Source organism: Streptomyces sp. NPDC088910 (genome assembly GCF_044749865.1).
In the GTDB taxonomy this organism is placed as follows: domain Bacteria; phylum Actinomycetota; class Actinomycetes; order Streptomycetales; family Streptomycetaceae; genus Actinacidiphila.
The window spans coordinates 316957-334866 of record NZ_JBIVIV010000006.1; the positions used below are offsets into that span (position 1 = coordinate 316957).

The window sequence follows — 17910 nt, forward strand, 5'->3', positions numbered from 1 at the left end:
AGCCGGAGGTGGCCTCGGGCCGCCACTGGGGCAGGCCGATCCCGTCGGCGATCCGCAACTGATACGCCTGGACGCGCTGGCCGACGCGGACCTCGTCCACAGGGCAGTCGGTGATGTTGCCCATCATGCGCGGCCCCTCGTCGAGGTCGACCAGCGCGATCACGTACGGCGCGTCCTCGTCGAATCCGGGCATGCCCGCCTGCCGGACGACGGTGTAGGTGTAGACGGTGCCCCGCCCGCTCGCCGCCTCCCACTCGGGCGTCGCCGCACAGACGCGGCAGATCAGCCGCGGGTAGTGCTGCGTGGCGTGGCAGGACGGGCAGCGCTGGATCAGCAGCGTGCCTTCCTGGGCGGCGCGGAAGTAGGTGGCGCTGACCGGGTCGAGTTCGGGGACCGGCTTCGCCCAGGTGTCGGCCACGTCGATGACGTCGAGGGTCCCCTGTGGGCCGCGGATGTTCTCGGTTGCCATCTGCCTCATCTGCCTTTCCCGAGGATGGTGACGCCGATCGTGGAGAACCAGCCGCCGGAGCCGGCCGCGAGCGCCACCTCGCAGTCCGGCACCTGCACCTCACCGGCCTGGCCGCGCAGTTGTCTGACCGCCTCGATCAGCAGGAAGATCCCGCGCAGTCCCGGATGGCAGGCGGACAGGCCGCCGCCGTCGGTGTTGACGGGCAGCTTCCCGCCGAGCCGGAGGTTGCCCTCCTCGGCGAAGGGGCCGCCCTCGCCCGGCTCGCAGAAGCCCAGGCTCTCCAGCAGCAGGATGACCGTGATGGTGAAGCTGTCGTAGAGCATGGCCATGTCCACGTCGGCCGGGGTCAGTCCGGCGCGCGCGAAGGCGTCGGGGCCGGAGCGGGCTCCCGCCGTGGTGGTCACGTCCGGCGCCTGCGAGATGTTCCAGTGGTTCTGGCGGGCGGCCGTGCCCAGGATCGAGACGTACGGCTGCCTGAGGTCGCGGGCGCGCTCCTCGGTGGTGACGATGACGGCGCCGCCGCCGTCGGTGATCGCGCAGCAGTCGAACAGGTGCAGCGGGTCGGCGATCATCCGGGAGCCGAGGACGTCGTCCACGGTCAGCGGCTTGCGGTATATGGCCTGCGGATTGTGGGCCGCGTGTTCGCGGACCGCGACGGCGACGCTGGCGAGCTGTTCCGGCGTGGTGCCGTACTCGTACATGTGGCGCCGGGCGGCCATCGCGTACGCGGCGACCGTCGTCTTGCCGTACGGCTCCTCGTACGCCGCGCCGCCGACGGGCCTGCGGCCGTACGCCGTGCCGAGGCTCCGTCCCATCCGGGTCAGCAGGTCGCTGCCGTAGGTGAGGAGGATCGTGTCCGCCATGCCGGACCGGATCGCGGCCTCGGCGTGCTGGATCTGGAACTCATAGGCCGATCCGCCGGTGTACGTGCCCTCGATCCACCGCGGGTCGAGGCCCAGGTACTCCGCGGTCTCGGGGAGGTCGACGCCGGGGACGCCGGGGATCCACGCCTCGGCGCAGCCGAAGCCGTCGATGTCGTCCTTGCGCAGGCCGGAGTCGGCCAGCGCGCGTTGCATCGCCTGGGCCTGGTGGCCGAGCGCGTCGAGATGGGGCGCCTTGGGACCGTCGGACAGTCCGACGGCGGCGATGACCGGGGTGCGGTCGGGGCGGGTCACGGCTCAACTCCTCCTGTTCGTCGTGGAGTTCGTGTGGCGCAGTTCGTGTTTCTGGATCTTGCCCGAGGCGGTTCTCGGCAGCTCGGGGAGCACCTGCCACGAGGTGGGGATCTTCTGCTTGGCGAGCTTGGCCCGGTCTAGGTACGCCGTCATCTCGGCGTCGCCCGGCCACTCCTGGCCCGCGGCGAGGGTGACGAAGGCGCCGACGACCTCGCCGAGCCGCGGGTCGGGCAGTCCGACCACGGCCGCCATGTCGACGGCCGGGTGCCGCTGGATGAGTTCCTCGATGTCGCGGGCGGAGAACTTCTCGCCCGCGCGGTTGATGATGTCCTTGGTACGGCCGGTGATGCGGACCAGACCGCGCGCGTCGACCCGGCCGAGGTCGCCGGTGTAGAACCAGCCCTCCTCGTCGAGCTGTTCGCGGGTGAGGGCCGGGTCGGTGTAGCCGATGAGGGCCTGCGGACCCCTGATCCGCAGTTCGCCCTCCGCGCCGGGCGGGAGCGGCCGGCGCTCGGCGTCGACAGCCTGGATCTCGCTGCCGGGGACGACGGCGCCGTCGTACTCGGCCCTGATGTCGAGCGGTTCGGTGGGGGCGACCCAGGAGACTCCCCCGCCGGTCTCCGTCATGCCGTAGCCGCGCAGCGCGGTGATCCCGACCTCGCCCGCCTCCCGGATCAGATCGGGTACGGTCGCCGCGCCGCCGGACATGAACACCGAGATCGGGTGGCCGGCGCCGATGCCCTCGCGGTGGGCCGCGACCAGGTCGTGGAGGAACACCGAGGCTGCGGTGGTGAAGGTGCACCGTTCGCGTTCGATGATCCGGGCCGCCTCCGCGCCGTTCCAGACCGGCATCACGACGATCTTGGCGCCCATGGACGCGGGCCAGACGACCCCGGCGTTGAAACCGGCCAGGTGGGACAGGGGCGAGGCGCAGAAGAAGACGTCCTTGGCGCTCAGCGACATGGTGTGCCGGATGCTGCGCGCGTTGGACACGAATCCCTGGCCCGTCAGCTCGACGCCCTTGGGCGCGGAGGTCGTCCCCGAGGTGTAGAGCATCAGGCAGCACCGGTCGGGTTCGAGCGGGTCGGGGAGCGAGACGGCGGGCCGCCGGTCGTCCCGGCCGGGGAAGGCGCGCCAGCCGGGCCGCGGCTCCTCCAGGTCCACGCAGAAGCGGGCGACCGGCCCCCAGGTGGCGCCCTCCAGGATGCCGTCCAGCTCCTCGGCGGGGCGCCTGCCGCGGTTCTCCGCGATCGAGATCACCGCGCGCGGCTTGCAGTCGTTGACGATGTGCGCCATCTCGTGTTCGCGGTAGATCGGCACGACCGGGACGTTGACCGCGCCGATCCGGAAGGCGGCGACCTGGCCCAGCAGCGCCTCCGCCAGATTCGGCAGCTGGATCATGACGCGGTCGCCGCGTACGACTCCCGCCTCGACCAAGTGCGCGGCGAGCACGTCGGCCCACGCGGCGAATTCGCCGTACGTCAGCCGAAGGTCGCCGATCACCAGGAATTCGCGGTCCGGGGTGCGCTCGGCGACGTCGAACACCCACCATCCGAGGCGTTCGGAGGTCCAGTATCCGTGCTCGCGGTAGTACGCCTCGCGGTCGGTCTTCGTCGTCGGCGCGGGAGCAGCGGCCATGCTCTTTCCTCTCGTCGCGAACTGTGCGGACGGCGAAGCGGAGGCCGTTCACGGGAAGTGGTTAGCCATGTGTAACATCGTCTTAAACCGAGCGCAATGGATCGCGTCAATCTCTTTACCTGGCTAAGCAAATGTGTTTCAGTGCCTCCTGATCACGCTGTTCACGCTGATCACCCGGGGGCACATCTCGCGGACCGAGCCGCACGAGCACGGAGGAGAAGGGCGAGAAATGGACGAGCTGAAGGGGAAGGTCGCCGTCGTCACGGGGGCCGGCCAGGGCATCGGGCGCGCCGAGGCGCGGGCGCTCGCACGGGCGGGCGCGCATGTGGTGGTCAACGACGTGGGCCGTACGCCGGAGGGCCGGCCGGCCGCCGACGAGGCCGTCGAGGAGATCAGCGCGGCCGGGGGCAGTGCCGAGGCCAACGGGGACGACATCTCCACCTGGGACGGCGCGGAGCGGCTGATCGCCCAGGCGGCCGGCGTCCGGGGAAAGCTCGACTTCCTCGTCTGCAACGCGGGCATCATCCGGGACCGCACCATCGTCAACATCTCCGAGGCCGAGTGGGACGCGGTGATGGCCGTCCACCTCAAGGGCCACGCCGGTCCCCTGCACTTCGCCGCCGCCCACTGGAAGGCGCTGCACCAGGCGTCCGGCGAGCCGGTCGACGCCGCCGTGGTGACCACGTCCTCGGAGGCCGGGCTCTACGGCAATTTCGGGCAGGTCAACTACTCGGCTGCCAAGGCGGGCATCGTCGCCCTCACCCAGGTCGCGGCGCGCGAGCTGGCACGCTACGGCGTACGCGCCAACTCCATCTGCCCGCGCGCCCGGACCGGCATGACCGAGGGCGTCGTCGAGGGCATGGCGCCCGCCGAGGGCGCGGCCGACGAGTGGGACCCCGAGAGCGTCGCCGCGCTCACGGCCTTCCTCGGCTGCGCGCACTCGCGGGGGATCACCGGCCAGGTCTTCGTCGTCCACGGCCCGACGGTGTCCCGCATGCGGGAGTGGACGCCCGCGGACGAGATCACCGGGAGCACGGCGCTGCGACTGAACGACATCATCGCCCAGCGGGACCGTCTCGGCTCGGTCCGGGACACGACCGTCGTGGACTTCGCCGAGGCTTCCGCGCGATCGGGCCGCGTGGCCGCGATCTGACGGTACGTCAGCCGCGTACGACGGTGGCCGGGCCCTCGGGGCCCGGCCACCTTTTCGCTGTCCGCGTCGTCACTCCTCCACGATGATCGCCGCCGCCGGACACCCGGCCGCCGCCGCGTCCGCCGCGGGGCGGTCGGCGGCGCCGATCCGCTCCCGCAGCACGGCCACGGCCCCGTCGTCGTCCAGGCCGAAGACCGAGGGCGCCACCAGGACGCAGTTCCCCGCGCCCACGCAGGCGTCCGCGTCCGCGCTGACGGTGGCGGTGGCGGTGGCGGTGGCAGTGGCCGGGGCGGCCTCTTCGGCCGGGGCCACCACGGCGTTGAGCGGGCTGAACGAGCGCGGCATGTAGCCGCGGTAGCGCGCCGGTTCCGCGTCGCGGTCCCAGCGCAGCGTCCCGTAGCGGTCGAGCAACTGCGAGATCACCTCGACCTCCTCGCCGCGCGAGAGCGCCGCGCCGACGCAGTAGCGCGGGCCGACGTTGAACGCGACGTGCGTCTTGAGATTGCCGCGGTCCAGGTCGACGGTCTCGGGGTGGTGGAACTGCCGGGGGTCCCGGTTCGCGGCCCCGTTGACCGGGTGCACCCGGTCGCCCTTGGCGATCAGCCGTCCCGCCACCTCCACGTCACGGGTCGCCACGCGCACCCGGAACTGCACGGGCGCCAGGTAGCGCAGCACCTCCTCGCCGAAGGCCACGATCTGGCGCTCGTCCCCGCGGATGCGGTCCTGCAACTCGGGGTGGTTCAGCAGCGTGTGGATGGCGTTCTTCAGGAAGTGCGCGGTGGTGTCGGTACCGGCGAAGAACAGCACCCGCGCCTGCGCCAGGATTTCCTCCTCGCCCCACTGCTCCAGCACGCCCTGCCCCTGCTCCCACAGCACCGAGATCAGGTCGTCGCGCGGCTCGTCCCGGCGCGCCCTGATGACCGGGAGCAGCACCTCGTTGAGGGCGGAGGCCGCGGCGGCCGCCTCCGCGTACGCCTCCTCGTCCTCGCCGAAGGTCTCGGTCCAGCGGAACATCGTGGAGTTCCAGCGACGGCACTTGGCCATCAACTCCTCGTCGCGCCAGTCGAGTCCGAGCAGCGCGGCGATGACGTCGCTGGGCACCACCGAGGCGAACTCGGCGGCGAGGTCGACATGGGTGCGCCCCTCGATCGCGTCGAGCCGGGCGCTCACCAGCTCCGCGATGAAGGCGGTGCGGTACTTGCGGACCGTCGTCGGCGTGAAGTGCTGGAGGAGGAAGTTGTGGACGCGGTGGTGCTGCTCGCCCTGGAGGAGGAGCACTCCCTTGGGTCCCCCGTAGACGTCCGCCGCGCCCTTGAGTTCGAAGTACGGGTGGGCGAAGAGATCCTCGTTGAGCTGGATGTACCGGCACTCCTCGTAGCCGACGACGATCCAGGCGTTCATGCCCTCGTCCCAGTGGACGGGACCGCGGGCGAGTCGGTCGGCGAAGAAGGGATACGGGTCTTGGTCGCGTGCTTCCTTCAGGCTCTCCATGGCGGGTTGGGCCTCCGAGGTGGATGGGGTCAGGCGCCGCCCGACGACGCCGGGCGGTGGGACACCAGAGCGGTGTCGACACCGGTGGGTCCGAGGTCGGCCGAGCCGCCGGGGTGGCCCAGCGGCTCGTCGCGCCCCGGAAGGGGTTCGAGGAAGAAGCGGGCATTGTCCTCCACGAAGTCGGCCTGGCCCTCGGGTACTTCGTCGCGGTACTTGATGGCCGTGACGGGACAGACCGGCTCGCAGGCACCGCAGTCCACGCACTCGTCGGGGTGGATGTACGCCTTGCGCGAGCCCTCGTAGATGCAGTCGACCGGGCAGACCTCGACGCAGCTCCGGTCGAGCACGTCGATGCAGGCGCCGTGGATGACGTAGGCCATGGGAATGCCGACTTCCTGGTTGAGAGGGACAGTGGTGAACGCCCGCCGGTTCGGGCGGTGATGAACGGCTCCCGGTGGGGGCGGTGTTGGACGCCCGCCGGTTCAGGCGGTGATGAACCTCCGGTGGGGCGGGGTTCGGGCGGTGGCGAACGGCTCCCGGTGCGCCCGGGGTTCGGGCGGTCGTGGGCGCCCGCGCGTCAGGCCGCGCCCCGGTCCGGCCGGTCGGCGTCCGCGGCGGCGACGTGCCGCAGGGTCTCCCAGTCGGGGATCTTGGTACGCGTCCGGCCGAGGTTCCGGCCGCGGCTCTCCTCCTCCGCGTCGATCGACAGCCAGCCGTCGTACGTGACGGGCCTGACGCCGCGCTCGGCGAGCACCCGGTCGACCTCGTCGGGCCCGGCGCCGCGGGGCGGCCGGGCCGCCAGGTCCGCGACGAGACCGGCCACCGTGTCGGCGGCGCAGGCCCGGTTCGTGCCGACGACCCCGGACGGCCCGCGTTTGGCCCACCCGGCGACGTAGTGACCGTCGAGCGCCCGGCCGTCGGGGCCCAGCACCCGGCCGGCGTCGTGCGGGACTCGGCCCAGGTCCTCGTCGAACGGCAGGGCGCCGACCGGTGTGCTGTGGTAGCCGACCGACCGGACGACCATGCCGGCCGTGAGATCGGTGACCTCGCCGGTCGCCACGACCGCGCCGCCGGCCTCCCGCGTCCTTTCCAGGCGTACGGCGGTGACGGCGCCGCCGTCGCCCAACAGCTCCACGGGGCGGGACCAGAAGTGGAAGCGCAGGGTGCGCCGGACGGCGGGCACCTCACGGGAGGCGAGGTCGGCGAAGACCTTGAGGTTGGCCGCGGTCAGCGGGTCCTGCGACCCGGCGGGCAGCAGCCCGGCGTCCAACTCGGTCGCGACATCGTGGAGTTCGAGCAGTTCACGCAGTTCCTTCGCGGTGAACTTCGCGTGCTCCGGCCCGCGGCGGCAGACGAGGTGGACGTCGCGGACACGGCTGCGCGCGAGCCGGTCCAGGACGTGCGGCGGCATGTCGGTCCGCGCCAGGTCCGCCGCCGACTTCACCAGCAGGCGCGCCACGTCGAGCGCCACATTGCCCGCGCCGACGACGGCCACCGACTCCGCCTCCAGCGGGAAGGACTCCCCCGCGCGGGCGTGGTCGGGATGGCCGCTGTACCAGGCGACGAAGTCGGTGGCCGAGCAGACCCCGGCCAGCTCCTCCCCCGGTACGGCGAGCCTGCGGCCGACGGAGGCGCCGGTCGCGAACACCACCGCGTCGTACAGCTCCGCGAGTTCCCGCGTCGTCACGTCGCGGCCGACGTGGACGTCACCGAGAAAGCGGACCCCGTCGCGTTCGAGCACCTTCCGCAGGGCGACCACGATGGACTTGATCCTCGGGTGGTCGGGCGCGACGCCGTACCGCACCAGGCCGTACGGCGTGGGCAGCCGGTCGTAGACGTCGACCGACACATCGAGCGCGCCGCGCACGAGAGCGTCGGTCGCGTAGATGCCCGCCGGTCCCGAACCGACGACGGCGACACGGTAAGGGTTCATCTGCTCCTCATCCCCACCATTACTTAGCCATGTGTACTTAACCAGGCGAAGCAATACGTGTCAACGGTCACACCACGGGTCGTTTCAGAGGGTGCGCGGCGCGGACGCGACGACCGCGCGCGTGGCGTCCGCCGCCCGCCGCGCCACCTCGGACGTCGGCCGCGACCGCAGCGCGTCGCAGTAGACCTCGACCGAGAACGGCGCCTCGACGCCCGGCCGGTCGAGGGCCGCCACGAACGCGCGCAGGTCGAAGTCGCCCTCGCCGGGCAGGACCCGATGGTGGACGGCGTCCACCATGCGGTCGGGGTCGACCGGCGGCACCGGGCCGTCGTTGAACTGCACCATGAACACGCGCTCCGGCGGCGCCGTACGCAGCAGCCCCAGGTCCGGGTCACCGCGGAAGAAGTGCCAACTGTCCACGCACAGACCGCCGTTGCCACGGTCCGCCCCGGCCACGACGGCCAGCCCGGACGCCAGGTCGGGGATGCTGCTGTACGGCACGAATTCCAGCGCCACCCTCAGCCCGTGCGCCGCCGCCCGGTCGCACAACTCCCCGAAGGCGTCCACCACTTCAGGTCCGATCGGCCGGGCGTCGGCAACCGGCCGGGCGTCGAAGGTGCCGACGGTCTGCACGAAGGGCACCCCGAAGGTGTCGGCCAGGTGGAAGGCGGTCCTCTCCAGCTCCGGGTCGGCGTAGACCAGACCAGGACGGCCGGCGACACCCGCCGGTCGGCCCGGCGCGCCGTGGAAGCCGAACAGCACCTCGACCTCGTTGATCCGCACGTCCCACTCGGCGAGCACCGCGGCGAGGTCGCGGTCCTTCCACCCCCGCGCGAGCAGGTCCCGGTAGTACGGGATCGCGAGCCCGATCCCCTCGCACCCGGCCCGGCGGGCCGCGGCGACACGGTCGGGGAACGACGCGTCGCGCACGGTGCCCCAGGCCAGGACCAGCCGGGGCTCGCGCGCCGCGGGCGGCGCGTTCACCCGGCGGCTCCCGTCAGGTCGGGCAGCACACGGCGCTCGACCAGCGTCCGCAGCGCGTCGCGGAAGGTCGCCTCGGTGTCGTGGACCCGGGTGTAGCCGGCCTGTTTCACCTTGACCGTGCTGACGAGCGCGGGCGGCGGCATCGTCGTCAGGCCGTAACCGAAGGTGTAGTCGGCGTACTGATGCGACCGGCCGAGGACGTCGAGCAGGGAGAGCGGGCGGAGCCCGTGCTTGGTCACGATGTCCTGCCAGACCCCGGCCAGCCGGGGCAGCTCCTCGGTCAGACTCATCGGACGGGGCGGCGCGCACGGCACGCCCATCGCGTCGGCCAGGGACGGCCAGAGCTCCTGCCAGGAGAACACCTCGCCGTTCGTCAGGTTGAAGTGCTCGCCCCGAGCCGCGGGCGAGGTCGCCGCCCACACCAGGGCGCCCGCGACCAGCCGCGCGTCCACCACCTGGCGGACCGGGTGGACCGTGCCGCCGGGGAAGCCGAACGGGATGCCCGTCGCGGCACTGAGCGCGGCGAAGGCGCCGATCACCGGCGGTGTGCAGTAGGAGACGCCGTACGCCGGTCCCACGACCTGGACCGGCCGCAGAATGGTCCAGTCGAACGCGTGGCGGTCGGCCACCTCCCTGAGCAGGTCCTCCTGGCGCCAGTAGAAGTTCTCGTGGTCATCGCGCGGCGCCCGCTCCCGCGCCGGGACCGGGATCGGGTGCAGGTGGGCGCCGTACGCCTTCGTCCCCTGCATGACGGTGGCGTGCCGCAGCGCGCCCCCCTCGGCCAGCGGCCCGAGGACGTTGCCGAGCATCGCCTCGTTGGTCGCCATCTGCCGCGGGTCGGACCACCCGGCGACCAGGTCCGGTTTTTCGTACGCCGCCGCGTAGACCAGGTGGGTCGGCCGGGGTGCCAGCGCGGCGACGGCCTCGCGGGCCGCGGACCCGTCCGTGAGGTCCACCGGCACGTGCCGGCACCGTACAAATCCGGCCGCCTCGGGCGGGCGTCGTGAGAAGGCGACCACGTCCCACCCCTCGGCGGCGAAGGCGGTGATCGCCGCGGCCCCTATGAGCCCGCTGGCCCCGGCCACCAGCACTCGTCCAGCACTCATCTCGTCTCCCTTGACGATGGGGCCCGTGTCGGCGGTCCTGCGGTCAGAAGGGCGGAAGCAGTGCGACGTCCTGCGGCGCGCTCACGAAGTAGCGCTCGACCAGGCGCCGGGCGAGCTTCCAGGCGCCCGCGCGGCGCTCGTAGACGTCGTGGTAGGTGCAGCTCACCCAACTGATCCTGCCGTCCGGGTGGACGCAGACGGCGATGGCGTCGCTGCGGCCGGTCGCGCGGTCGGGGGTCTCGAAGCGGGCCGTGTGGTTGGTGGTCCAGTGATAGGTCTCCTTCCACACCTTCCCGATGACCTCCTGCGAGCGGCGGATCTCGTCCGTGCCGTGGAAGTCGCCGCGCCCGCCGGGGATCAGGTACTCGGCGTCGTCGTGCCAGATGCTCATGAAGCGGTCGATGTCGCGGCGGTCGGTGCCCTCGCAGTAGCCCGCGACGATGTCGGCGAACTCCGCCCGGCCCTCCAGCTCGTCGATCCGCTGCTCCAGCGACCGGCCCTCGGTGCGTGTCGTCATGTGCTCAGACCTCGGCCTTCGGCGCGGTGCGGAACTTGTCGGGGTAGTCGTCCGGCAGGTCCTCCTCGGCCAGCGGGACGATGTGGTGGTCCAGGACGTAGCGGTCCTCGCCCCTGGCCTTGTCGTTCTCGTCGAACTCCCAGAAGACGACGGTCCTGGCCGACAGCACGTAGAAGGGGCTCGCGGGCGAGGTGTCGTCCACGAAGCCCATCTTGCGGGCGACCGCGGCGGTCAGGATCTGCCGGAAGGTGCCCTCGGTGACGATGTCGTAGTCGCCGACCACCACACGGGTCTTCTTCGACTCGATGACGTACGAGCCGTTGTTCACCATCTCGGTGTAGTTGGCTCGAACCTGCTCGATGCCCTTCGGGCCGGTGTCCCCCTTGACGTTCCCCAGGACGCCGTACTCGTGGTACTGCGGGTCGTCCGAGAGCGTCGGCAGGACCATGTCGAGGTCGGCCAGCACCTCGCCCTTCGAGTGGTGGACAACCGTCTCGAGATGCTTGAGCTGCAGAGGTGTTTTGGCCTTGTGCATGTGCGCCTCGAAGCTGGTGTACGTCAGCTCCGGCCTGAAGTCCTTCATTTTCCCTCCTCAGGGATACGGGATCTCCGTGTGACGGTCGCCACAATTTATCTAACCATGTAAACTAATGGCTGAATCCGACACCCGCAAGGGTGTTCGGCGAATCAGCGCAGATGTACGCAAACCCCCGATGAAACGGGGTTTCTGGACATGGCCCTGACAGATCTACGGCGTGGGCACGTGGCGTCGGGAAGCCCGCCGGGCGCATACTTAGCAGCGCGAAGTTGATGAGGCGAACGCCCAGATTCGGGGTAAGGATGACCACGACCACTAACGGCTCTGTCGACCGCGTCAAGCACGAGCACGCCATCCGGCGCGAGGATCTGACGCGCCTGCGGATGACGCTCGGTCGCCTCGGACGGGTATTGCGGCAGCAGAATGACGACGGTCTGAGCTATGCCCTCATTTCGCTGCTCTTCAACATCGGCCGCAACCAGCCCGTCTCCGCGGGCGAGCTGGCGGCGTCGGAAAGGGTCTCCCCGCCGTCGGTGACCAGGTCGCTCAACCGCCTCATCGAACTCGGCTACGTCTCCCGTACCGCCGACCCCGCCGACCGCAGGGCGGCGCTGATCGAGCTGACGCCCAGCGGCGCCGACGAGCGGGAGCAGGTGCTCAAGAGCCGCGAGGTCTGGCTGGAGGAGCACCTGGGACGGCTGGACGACACGGAGCTGGAGAGCCTGCTCACCGCGCTGCCCGCCCTGGAGCGGCTCTGCGACCCCGAGCTGCCGCGCCGCCCCTGACGTCCCCCGGCCCGCGGCGGCCGGCGGGCACCGGCCGTAGGTGGCGGTCAGCGGATCTCGACCTCCTCGCGTGAGCGCCCCAGGGCCGCCTCGGCGCCCTCGCGACGCACCTCCCGCAGGAAGTTGAACTCGCCCGGCTGGAAGTGGATGTTGCTCAGCGAGGCGCCGACGACGGTGGTCGCGGCGAACGAGAGCCCGACGCCCAGCTTCTCCAGCGAGGCGAAGACGGCGTACTTCTCGGTGACGATGCCGTCCCGCATGATCGACGCGCACATGGCGGCGAGTTCGGCCGCCCCCCGTGGCGCGTCCTCGGCGACGCGGTCGACCAGACCGTAGTCGAGCGCGGTCCGCGCCGACCAGGCCACGTTGCAGTACATCAACTCCTTGGCCCGCTTGAGGCCGACCGTCGCGAACAGCAGCGACATGTCGCCGTCCACCCCGACGTTGTGCCACCGGGGGGAACCGAAGGTCGCGTCCTCGCCCGCGACCACCAGGTCCGCGCAGAGCGCCAGGTAGAGGCCGGTGTCCCAGCAGCGGCCACGCGCCTCGACGACCGTCACCTTCCGGCAGTGCAGCAGCCGGCTGTACAGGCCCGTGCTCCCCCACCACGCCTCGTCCAGCGCGATCAGCCGCGCCCGCTGGCTCGGGTGCTTGCGCACCGATCCGCCGGGCGCCTGCACGTACTGGTCCCAGGCGTCGGCCGGGTCCCAGCCCGCGCACAGGTCGTCGCCCTCGCCGCGGATCAGGACGGCCTTCACGTCGTCGTCCCGGTCGACGTCCGCGAGGTGGGCCGCGAACTGCTCGGCCATGGCGCGGGTCATGAGGTTGCCCGTCGCGGGACGCCGTACGGTGACGGTCGCGATGTGGTTCTCGTGGTCCTTGCCCAGTTCGACCCGGCCCTCGCTCATGCGCTCTCCTCCGTGAGACCGGACCCGACCGCCGCGCGGTGGATCGCGTAGTGGTCGGCCAGGTCGAACTCCCGGCCCACGCCGTGCGCGTCGTAGACGGCCTGCTGGAGCATCTTCGACATCGTCATGCCGTCCAGCGGCATGCCGATGACGGCGGCGGTCATCGACACGACCTCCGCGCGGAGCCGGCCGTCCGGGACGACCCGGTTGACCAGCCCGATCCGCCCGGCGGTGGCCGCGTCGTGGACGGTCCCCCTGAGCAGCCACGACTTGGCGCGGTTGAGCCGGACCGTCAGCGCGGCCAGGACGAAATTCGCCTCGGGCACGTCGAGGAAGGGCGAGCCGAACACGGCGTCCTCACTCGCGACGGCCAGGTCGGTACAGAGCAGGAGCGCGGTGCCCGCCCCGTGGCACGCCCCGCGCACCTCGGCGATCACGACCTTCTTCGCGAAGCAGGTCGCCTGGTAGACCGCGGTCGACGCGGCGAAGGCGCGGTGCCAGGTGGTCGGCGCCTCGGCCGCGGACGGGAATCCGGTGGCCGCCTCCGGCGCGAAGTCGGGCCCCGTGGTGCGCAGCACGATCGCCTTGACGTGGTCGTCGTCCGACGCCTCGACGACGGCCGCGGCCAACTCGGCGGCGAAGGCGGGGTCATGAGCCGTCAGCGGGGCGAAGCTCTCCACCTCGATGTACGCGCGGCCGTCGGCCACGCGGAGGTCGACGGCGCTCATCCCTTCACCCCCAGGCGGGGGTCGGCCGCGCCTTTGCGTTTCTTGTCGGCGTCGAGCGCGCCGCCGACGCCGACGTCCCTCGCGGTCTTCCAGAAGTCCATCTCGTCCGGGCCCGATTGGAGGAAGTGCGAGACCAACAGCCCCGTGATCGAGGGGACGCTGGTGTCCATCGCGCCCTCGGCGGCGCGCAGCCGCGACTTCAGGTACAGCAGGTGGCCGGGGGGCCGGGCGGCGAGGTCGGCCGCGATCGTCCGTGTGGCCGCGGCGAGTTCGGCGGCCGGGGTGACGGTGTCGACGAGGCCGAGGTGGTGCGCCTCGGTCCCGCTCATCGGCATCGCGGTGAAGCCGGTGCGGCGGGCGGCCTTCATGCCCAGGATGCGGTTGATGTGCACGCTGGCGACCGCGCCCGCCGGGCCCAGGAAGCGCGCTTCGAGCGCGCCGATCCTGCTGTCCTCGGCGGCCGTCACCACGTCGGCCTTGCACGCGATCATGAAGTAGGCCGCCGCGGCGCAGTAGCCGTGCAGTTGGGCGACGGTGACCTTCGGCGAGCGGGAGATCGCCTGGCTGAAGCCCAGTCGGCCCCACGCCATGTCCGCGCCGTACCGGTAGCCGACCGTCAGGGTGCGGCGCCGCTCGTGCGGGCGCTTCTGGCCCCACTGCTCGTTGATCTCGTTGCCGCTGCAGAACGACTTCCCGTTGCCCCGGATCACGATGACCCGCACCGTCGGGTCGTCCCCGGCAAGTGCCATCAGCTCGATGATTCGGTCGCGCATGGGCACGCTCATGGCGTTGTGCTTCTCCGGCCGGTTCAGCGTCAGATACGCGATGCCGGACGCCGGGTCGGCCTCGTACAGCACCTGTCGCGCCGCGGCGGCGATGCTCTCCGGGGTTCCGTACTTCACGCCTTGCCCACCTCTTCCGTTGCTCGGGGCGAATCCGACGGTGCGTGCGCGGGCCGCGCCTGCTCGACCACGCCGTCCGCGACGAGCGCGTCGATACGGTCCTGCGGGACGCCGAGGCGCGCGAGTACGTCGCGGGTGTCGGCGCCCAGCTCCGGTGTCCAGTCGCCGACCCGCGCGGGGGTGGCGCTGAGCAGGAACGGGCTGCCCACGGTGCGGACGGTCCCCCAGGTCGCGTCCGGCTGCTCGACGACGAAGCCGTTCGCGAGGACGTCGGGGTCGCGGGCGGCCTCGACGAAGGTGTTGACGGGAGCCACGGGTACGCCGTTGTCCCGCATCCGCTCGACCCAGGTGTCCCGGTCGGCGGTCAGGAAGATCTCCTCCAGGACCGGCTCCAGGACATCGCGGTGCCGCTCGCGGATCCTGCTCTTCTCGAACCGCGGATCGTCGCGCAGGTCGGGCCGGCCAAGGGCCGCGGTCAGCCCGTGCCACACCTTCTGGTCGGTGGCGCCGATGACGATCCAGCGGTCGTCCCCGCAGCGGAACGCGCCCGAGGTCGACGTCACACGGCCCTGGGTGCGCTTCACCTCGTCGCCGTGCAGCGCGATGGTGACCTCGGCGGTGTGCATGGCCAGGCAGGAGCCGACGAGCGAGCCGTCCACGCGCTGGCCGCGCCCGGTGCGCTCCTTGGCCAGGAGCGCGGTCAGGATGCCCATCGCGAGGAAGACGGCGCCGGCCGAGTCGGCCATGCCGCGGCTGGCGAGCCGGGGCGCCCCGTCCGGGGTGCGGACGAAGTCCGAGAGGCCGGAGACGGCCTGCGCGACCATGTCGAACATCGGCTCCTTGGCGCGCGGGCCCAGCGGGCCGTAGCCGGACGCGGCGGCGTAGACGATGCCCGGATTCTCCTGGCGCAGGGTGTCGTAGCCCAGGCCCAGCTTCTCCATGACGCCGAGCCGGAAGTTCTCCACGACGACGTCGCACTCGCGGGCGAGGGCCTTGACGATGTCGCGGCCCTCGGGGGTGGTGATGTCGACGGCGATCGACTTCTTGCCGCGGTTGAGGCCGGTGAAGAACCCGGCGTATCCGTCCGGGGCCTGGCGCAGCCGCCGGTCCCACTCGCCGCCCGGCCGCTCCACCTTGACGACCTCCGCGCCGAGGTCGGCGAGGATGCGGGTCGCGTAGGGGCCCTGGAGGAAGCGGGTGAGGTCGAGGACCTTGATCCCGTCGAGCGCTCCGGCGAGGAATTCCGGCGCGCCGGGCGCGGGCTGGGGCACGGTGTCCGGAGTGACCACAGGCGCGGTCGCGCGCTCGACGCCGGTTCCGTCCACAGGCGCGGTCGCGCGCTCGATGTCGGGCGCGGTCATGCGTCCTCCCCCACCGTGGCCGTGACGAGTACGTCGAGCGCTTCGACCCGACTGCCGTTGACGCGCAGGGGGTTGACCTCCAGGGTGTCCAGGCTGGGTCCGACCGACAGGGCGGCCCGGCTGATCGCCACGATCGCCTCGCTCAGCGCGTCGAGGTCGGCGGCCGTGCTGCCACGTGCGCCGCGCAGCAGGGCGGCGCCCTTCAACTCCCCCAGCATCCGGCGCACTTCGCGGGCGTCGACGGGCAGCACCCGCAGGCTGGTGTCCTTCATGACCTCCACCCAGATGCCGCCGAGGCCCACCGCGAGCACCGGTCCGAAGGTCGAGTCGACGGTGACGCCGACGAGGAGTTCCTGTCCCGGCTCCCGCATCGGCGAGACGAGCACACCGCGCAGGTCGGCGCCGGGGACGTTCCGCGCCACCGTCGCCGTGATCGAGTCGTACGCCGTCGCCGCGGCCCCGGCGCCCTCGACGCCGAGGACGACCCCGCCGACGTCGGACTTGTGCGCGACGGCCCGCGAGCAGATCTTCATCGCCACCGGGCCGCCGGCCTTGGCCGCCGCGCCCGCCGCCTCGGCCGCGGAGTGGACGAGCACGGCCGGGACGATCGGCACACCGGCCGCCTCCAGCAGGGCCCGCCCCTCGTCCTCCGCCCAGGTGCCGGCCGTCGGCCCGTCGCCGACCGCGGCGGGCGGCACTTCCCCGGTCCCGCTCGCCGTCACCCGAAGCGCGTCGCGCTGCTCGACCCACCGGGCCACATGCCCGAGGGAGGTGATCGCGAGGTCGACGCCGGGCAGCAGGAACAGCTTGTTCTCGGAGAGCAGCGACAGGGCGTACGGCGAGATGTCCAGGCAGGTGTTGGACGAGAGGAAGACCGGTACGGGCGAGGCGGCCACGATCTCGCCGATGATCTTCATCCGGCTCTCGACGAACGTCGGGTCCTCGGGGCGCTCGTCCGGCAGCGGCGTCATCATCGAGAACATGAAGTCGATCCCGGAGTCCTCGACCGCGATCTCCATGAGGTCGTCCTCGGCCTTCGTCGGCCGGGGTCTGGCGCGGGCGTGGCCGAAACCGGTGGTGTCGAGGGGGTTGAGGATCGAGGCGAACTCCGGCAGGTGCGCGGCCAGTTTGGCGCCGGTGTCCTCCTGCCAGCCGGGCAGGGCCAGGCCGTTGACCGAGGCGAGGTCGGCGATGATGTTGCAGCCGCCGCCCGACGAGGTCACGACACCCATGCGGCGGCCGTCCGGGAGCCGCGGGCTGTAGCCGAACACCCCGGCGGTCGCGACCAGTTCCTCGACGCTCTCGACGCGGACCATGCCCGCCTGCCGGAACGCCGCGTCCACGACGGCGTCGTCGGTGGCCATGGCGCCGGTGTGCGCCATGGCGGAGCGCATGCCCTCCTCGCTCCGCCCGGCCTTGTAGACCACGATCGGCTTGCCCGCCCGCAGCGCCTTCGTGCCGAGTTCGAAGAGCCGGTCCGGCTCGCGCACGGTCTCCAGGAACAGGGCGATGGCGCGGGTGCTCTCGTCCTCGATCAGGTAGTCGAGGACGTCCAGGCTGGTCAGTACGGCCGAGTTGCCCACCGACGCCCACAGCGTGGAGCCCACGCCGTGCGCCTGGGCGAACTGATACGTCGCCCGCGCCATCGAACCGCTCTCGAAGACGGCGCCGACCGGACCGGCCACGGGGGCGGACTCGGTGGCGACGGCCCAGGGCACCACCCCGTCCACCGCGTTGATGAACCCGATGGTGTTCGGGCCCATGAGCGTCAGGTCGAGATCGACCGCGCTCCGCGCCAGCCGCCGCTGCCGGTCGCGTCCGTCGGCTCCGGACTCCCCGTATCCGGAGGCGAGGATGACCGCGTTCTTGATACCCGCCGCGGCGGCGTCCTCGAGGATGGCGTCGACCCGGCTCGGGCCGACCATGATGTAGGCCATGTCGACGGGCTTTTCGAGGTCCCGCAGCGTCGGGACGGTCGGTTTGCCGAACACCTCGTCGTACTTGGGGTGGACGAAGCGCACGTCCCGCACCCCGCCGCCGAGTTCGAGGGCGTTGAGGAGATTGCGCGCCCAACTGGAGCTCGGCGATGCTCCCACGACCGCGATACTGCGGGCGCCGAAGAAGCGGCGCAGCCTGTCCGGCTCGACGATCGAGCGTCGTGCCGCGTAGTCAACGGTGAGCATGGGGCGTAACTCCTCGGGAGTCGGGCGATGGAGATCGGA

17 protein-coding genes are annotated in these 17910 nt (G+C 71.8%); 2 read left to right on the top strand and 15 right to left on the bottom strand.

Annotation, left to right across the window (positions count from 1 at the left end):
• From ACIP4Z_RS16525 to ACIP4Z_RS16535, 3 genes are all read right to left on the bottom strand, one after another.
• A partial coding sequence (locus tag ACIP4Z_RS16525; protein ID WP_355342415.1) for a Zn-ribbon domain-containing OB-fold protein occupies positions 1-478 on the bottom strand: 478 nt, incomplete at its 3' end.
• A complete protein-coding gene (locus tag ACIP4Z_RS16530; RefSeq protein ID WP_401308602.1) occupies positions 475-1644 on the bottom strand; it encodes an acetyl-CoA acetyltransferase in 1170 nt (389 codons plus the stop codon). The genes ACIP4Z_RS16525 and ACIP4Z_RS16530, both read right to left, overlap by 4 nt.
• A gap of 3 nt (positions 1645-1647) precedes the next feature.
• The gene (locus ACIP4Z_RS16535) at positions 1648-3282 is read right to left on the bottom strand and encodes a class I adenylate-forming enzyme family protein (RefSeq protein ID WP_401308605.1); all 1635 of its coding nucleotides are present in this window, start codon (positions 3280-3282) and stop codon (positions 1648-1650) included.
• Positions 3283-3511: 229 nt separating this feature from the next.
• Here ACIP4Z_RS16535 and ACIP4Z_RS16540 point away from each other — a divergent pair, with 229 nt between their 5' ends.
• A complete protein-coding gene (locus ACIP4Z_RS16540) occupies positions 3512-4435 on the top strand; it encodes an SDR family NAD(P)-dependent oxidoreductase (protein ID WP_401308608.1) in 924 nt (307 codons plus the stop codon).
• A 69-nt stretch (positions 4436-4504) separates the two neighbouring features.
• Here the strand turns inward: ACIP4Z_RS16540 and ACIP4Z_RS16545 are convergent, their stop codons facing one another.
• The 7 genes from ACIP4Z_RS16545 to ACIP4Z_RS16575 all read right to left on the bottom strand — a co-directional run bounded on the left by ACIP4Z_RS16545 (position 4505) and on the right by ACIP4Z_RS16575 (position 11049).
• Positions 4505-5926, bottom strand: coding sequence for a cytochrome P450 (locus ACIP4Z_RS16545; protein ID WP_401308611.1), 1422 nt, complete (start codon positions 5924-5926; stop codon positions 4505-4507).
• 29 nt (positions 5927-5955) lie between these two features.
• Positions 5956-6306 (bottom strand): ferredoxin, encoded by a 351-nt coding sequence (fdxA, locus tag ACIP4Z_RS16550; protein ID WP_355342430.1) that lies wholly within the window; start codon positions 6304-6306, stop codon positions 5956-5958.
• A 197-nt stretch (positions 6307-6503) separates the two neighbouring features.
• Positions 6504-7859, bottom strand: a complete 1356-nt coding sequence (locus ACIP4Z_RS16555; protein WP_401308615.1) for an FAD-dependent oxidoreductase — start codon at positions 7857-7859, stop codon at positions 6504-6506.
• Positions 7860-7943: 84 nt separating this feature from the next.
• Entirely contained in the window at positions 7944-8843 is a 900-nt protein-coding gene (locus ACIP4Z_RS16560) for a sugar phosphate isomerase/epimerase family protein (protein ID WP_401308618.1), read from the bottom strand.
• Positions 8840-9949, bottom strand: coding sequence for an NAD-dependent epimerase/dehydratase family protein (locus tag ACIP4Z_RS16565; RefSeq protein WP_401308621.1), 1110 nt, complete (start codon positions 9947-9949; stop codon positions 8840-8842). Before ACIP4Z_RS16565 ends, ACIP4Z_RS16560 begins: the two co-directional genes overlap by 4 nt.
• Positions 9950-9992: 43 nt before the next feature.
• A complete protein-coding gene (locus tag ACIP4Z_RS16570) occupies positions 9993-10466 on the bottom strand; it encodes a nuclear transport factor 2 family protein (protein ID WP_391046044.1) in 474 nt (157 codons plus the stop codon).
• Between the two features lie 4 nt (positions 10467-10470).
• Positions 10471-11049 carry a hypothetical protein gene (locus ACIP4Z_RS16575; protein WP_401308625.1) on the bottom strand — a complete coding sequence of 193 codons (579 nt, stop codon included), beginning with the start codon at positions 11047-11049 and terminating at the stop codon, positions 10471-10473.
• Between the two features lie 257 nt (positions 11050-11306).
• Here ACIP4Z_RS16575 and ACIP4Z_RS16580 point away from each other — a divergent pair, with 257 nt between their 5' ends.
• On the top strand, positions 11307-11789 hold the full coding sequence (locus tag ACIP4Z_RS16580) for a MarR family transcriptional regulator (protein ID WP_355342447.1): 483 nt from the start codon (positions 11307-11309) through the stop codon (positions 11787-11789).
• 47 nt (positions 11790-11836) lie between these two features.
• Here the strand turns inward: ACIP4Z_RS16580 and ACIP4Z_RS16585 are convergent, their stop codons facing one another.
• The 5 genes from ACIP4Z_RS16585 to ACIP4Z_RS16605 are packed head-to-tail and all read right to left on the bottom strand — an operon-like array spanning position 11837 to position 17871.
• The gene (locus ACIP4Z_RS16585) at positions 11837-12697 is read right to left on the bottom strand and encodes an enoyl-CoA hydratase/isomerase family protein (protein ID WP_401308629.1); all 861 of its coding nucleotides are present in this window, start codon (positions 12695-12697) and stop codon (positions 11837-11839) included.
• Entirely contained in the window at positions 12694-13425 is a 732-nt protein-coding gene (locus tag ACIP4Z_RS16590) for an enoyl-CoA hydratase-related protein (protein ID WP_391163032.1), read from the bottom strand. Before ACIP4Z_RS16590 ends, ACIP4Z_RS16585 begins: the two co-directional genes overlap by 4 nt.
• Positions 13422-14327 carry an enoyl-CoA hydratase/isomerase family protein gene (locus tag ACIP4Z_RS16595; protein WP_355342456.1) on the bottom strand — a complete coding sequence of 302 codons (906 nt, stop codon included), beginning with the start codon at positions 14325-14327 and terminating at the stop codon, positions 13422-13424. Before ACIP4Z_RS16595 ends, ACIP4Z_RS16590 begins: the two co-directional genes overlap by 4 nt.
• A complete protein-coding gene (locus tag ACIP4Z_RS16600) occupies positions 14324-15688 on the bottom strand; it encodes a CaiB/BaiF CoA transferase family protein (RefSeq protein WP_401308632.1) in 1365 nt (454 codons plus the stop codon). Before ACIP4Z_RS16600 ends, ACIP4Z_RS16595 begins: the two co-directional genes overlap by 4 nt.
• Positions 15685-17871, bottom strand: coding sequence for an acetate--CoA ligase family protein (locus ACIP4Z_RS16605; RefSeq protein ID WP_401308635.1), 2187 nt, complete (start codon positions 17869-17871; stop codon positions 15685-15687). The genes ACIP4Z_RS16600 and ACIP4Z_RS16605 overlap by 4 nt, the downstream gene beginning before the upstream one ends.
• Positions 17872-17910: the final 39 nt, after the last annotated feature.

What these genes read in the sequence shown, in the direction of transcription:
- ACIP4Z_RS16535 (WP_401308605.1), bottom strand. Translation starts at nt 3,282, where the DNA reads ATGGCCGCTGCTCCCGCGCCGACGACGAAGACCGACCGCGAGGCGTAC.
- ACIP4Z_RS16540 (WP_401308608.1), top strand. Translation starts at nt 3,512, where the DNA reads ATGGACGAGCTGAAGGGGAAGGTCGCCGTCGTCACGGGGGCCGGCCAG.
- ACIP4Z_RS16545 (WP_401308611.1), bottom strand. Translation starts at nt 5,926, where the DNA reads ATGGAGAGCCTGAAGGAAGCACGCGACCAAGACCCGTATCCCTTCTTC.
- fdxA (WP_355342430.1), bottom strand. Translation starts at nt 6,306, where the DNA reads ATGGCCTACGTCATCCACGGCGCCTGCATCGACGTGCTCGACCGGAGC.
- ACIP4Z_RS16555 (WP_401308615.1), bottom strand. Translation starts at nt 7,859, where the DNA reads ATGAACCCTTACCGTGTCGCCGTCGTCGGTTCGGGACCGGCGGGCATC.
- ACIP4Z_RS16565 (WP_401308621.1), bottom strand. Translation starts at nt 9,949, where the DNA reads ATGAGTGCTGGACGAGTGCTGGTGGCCGGGGCCAGCGGGCTCATAGGG.
- ACIP4Z_RS16570 (WP_391046044.1), bottom strand. Translation starts at nt 10,466, where the DNA reads ATGACGACACGCACCGAGGGCCGGTCGCTGGAGCAGCGGATCGACGAG.
- ACIP4Z_RS16575 (WP_401308625.1), bottom strand. Translation starts at nt 11,049, where the DNA reads ATGAAGGACTTCAGGCCGGAGCTGACGTACACCAGCTTCGAGGCGCAC.
- ACIP4Z_RS16580 (WP_355342447.1), top strand. Translation starts at nt 11,307, where the DNA reads ATGACCACGACCACTAACGGCTCTGTCGACCGCGTCAAGCACGAGCAC.
- ACIP4Z_RS16585 (WP_401308629.1), bottom strand. Translation starts at nt 12,697, where the DNA reads ATGAGCGAGGGCCGGGTCGAACTGGGCAAGGACCACGAGAACCACATC.
- ACIP4Z_RS16590 (WP_391163032.1), bottom strand. Translation starts at nt 13,425, where the DNA reads ATGAGCGCCGTCGACCTCCGCGTGGCCGACGGCCGCGCGTACATCGAG.
- ACIP4Z_RS16600 (WP_401308632.1), bottom strand. Translation starts at nt 15,688, where the DNA reads ATGACCGCGCCCGACATCGAGCGCGCGACCGCGCCTGTGGACGGAACC.
- ACIP4Z_RS16605 (WP_401308635.1), bottom strand. Translation starts at nt 17,871, where the DNA reads ATGCTCACCGTTGACTACGCGGCACGACGCTCGATCGTCGAGCCGGAC.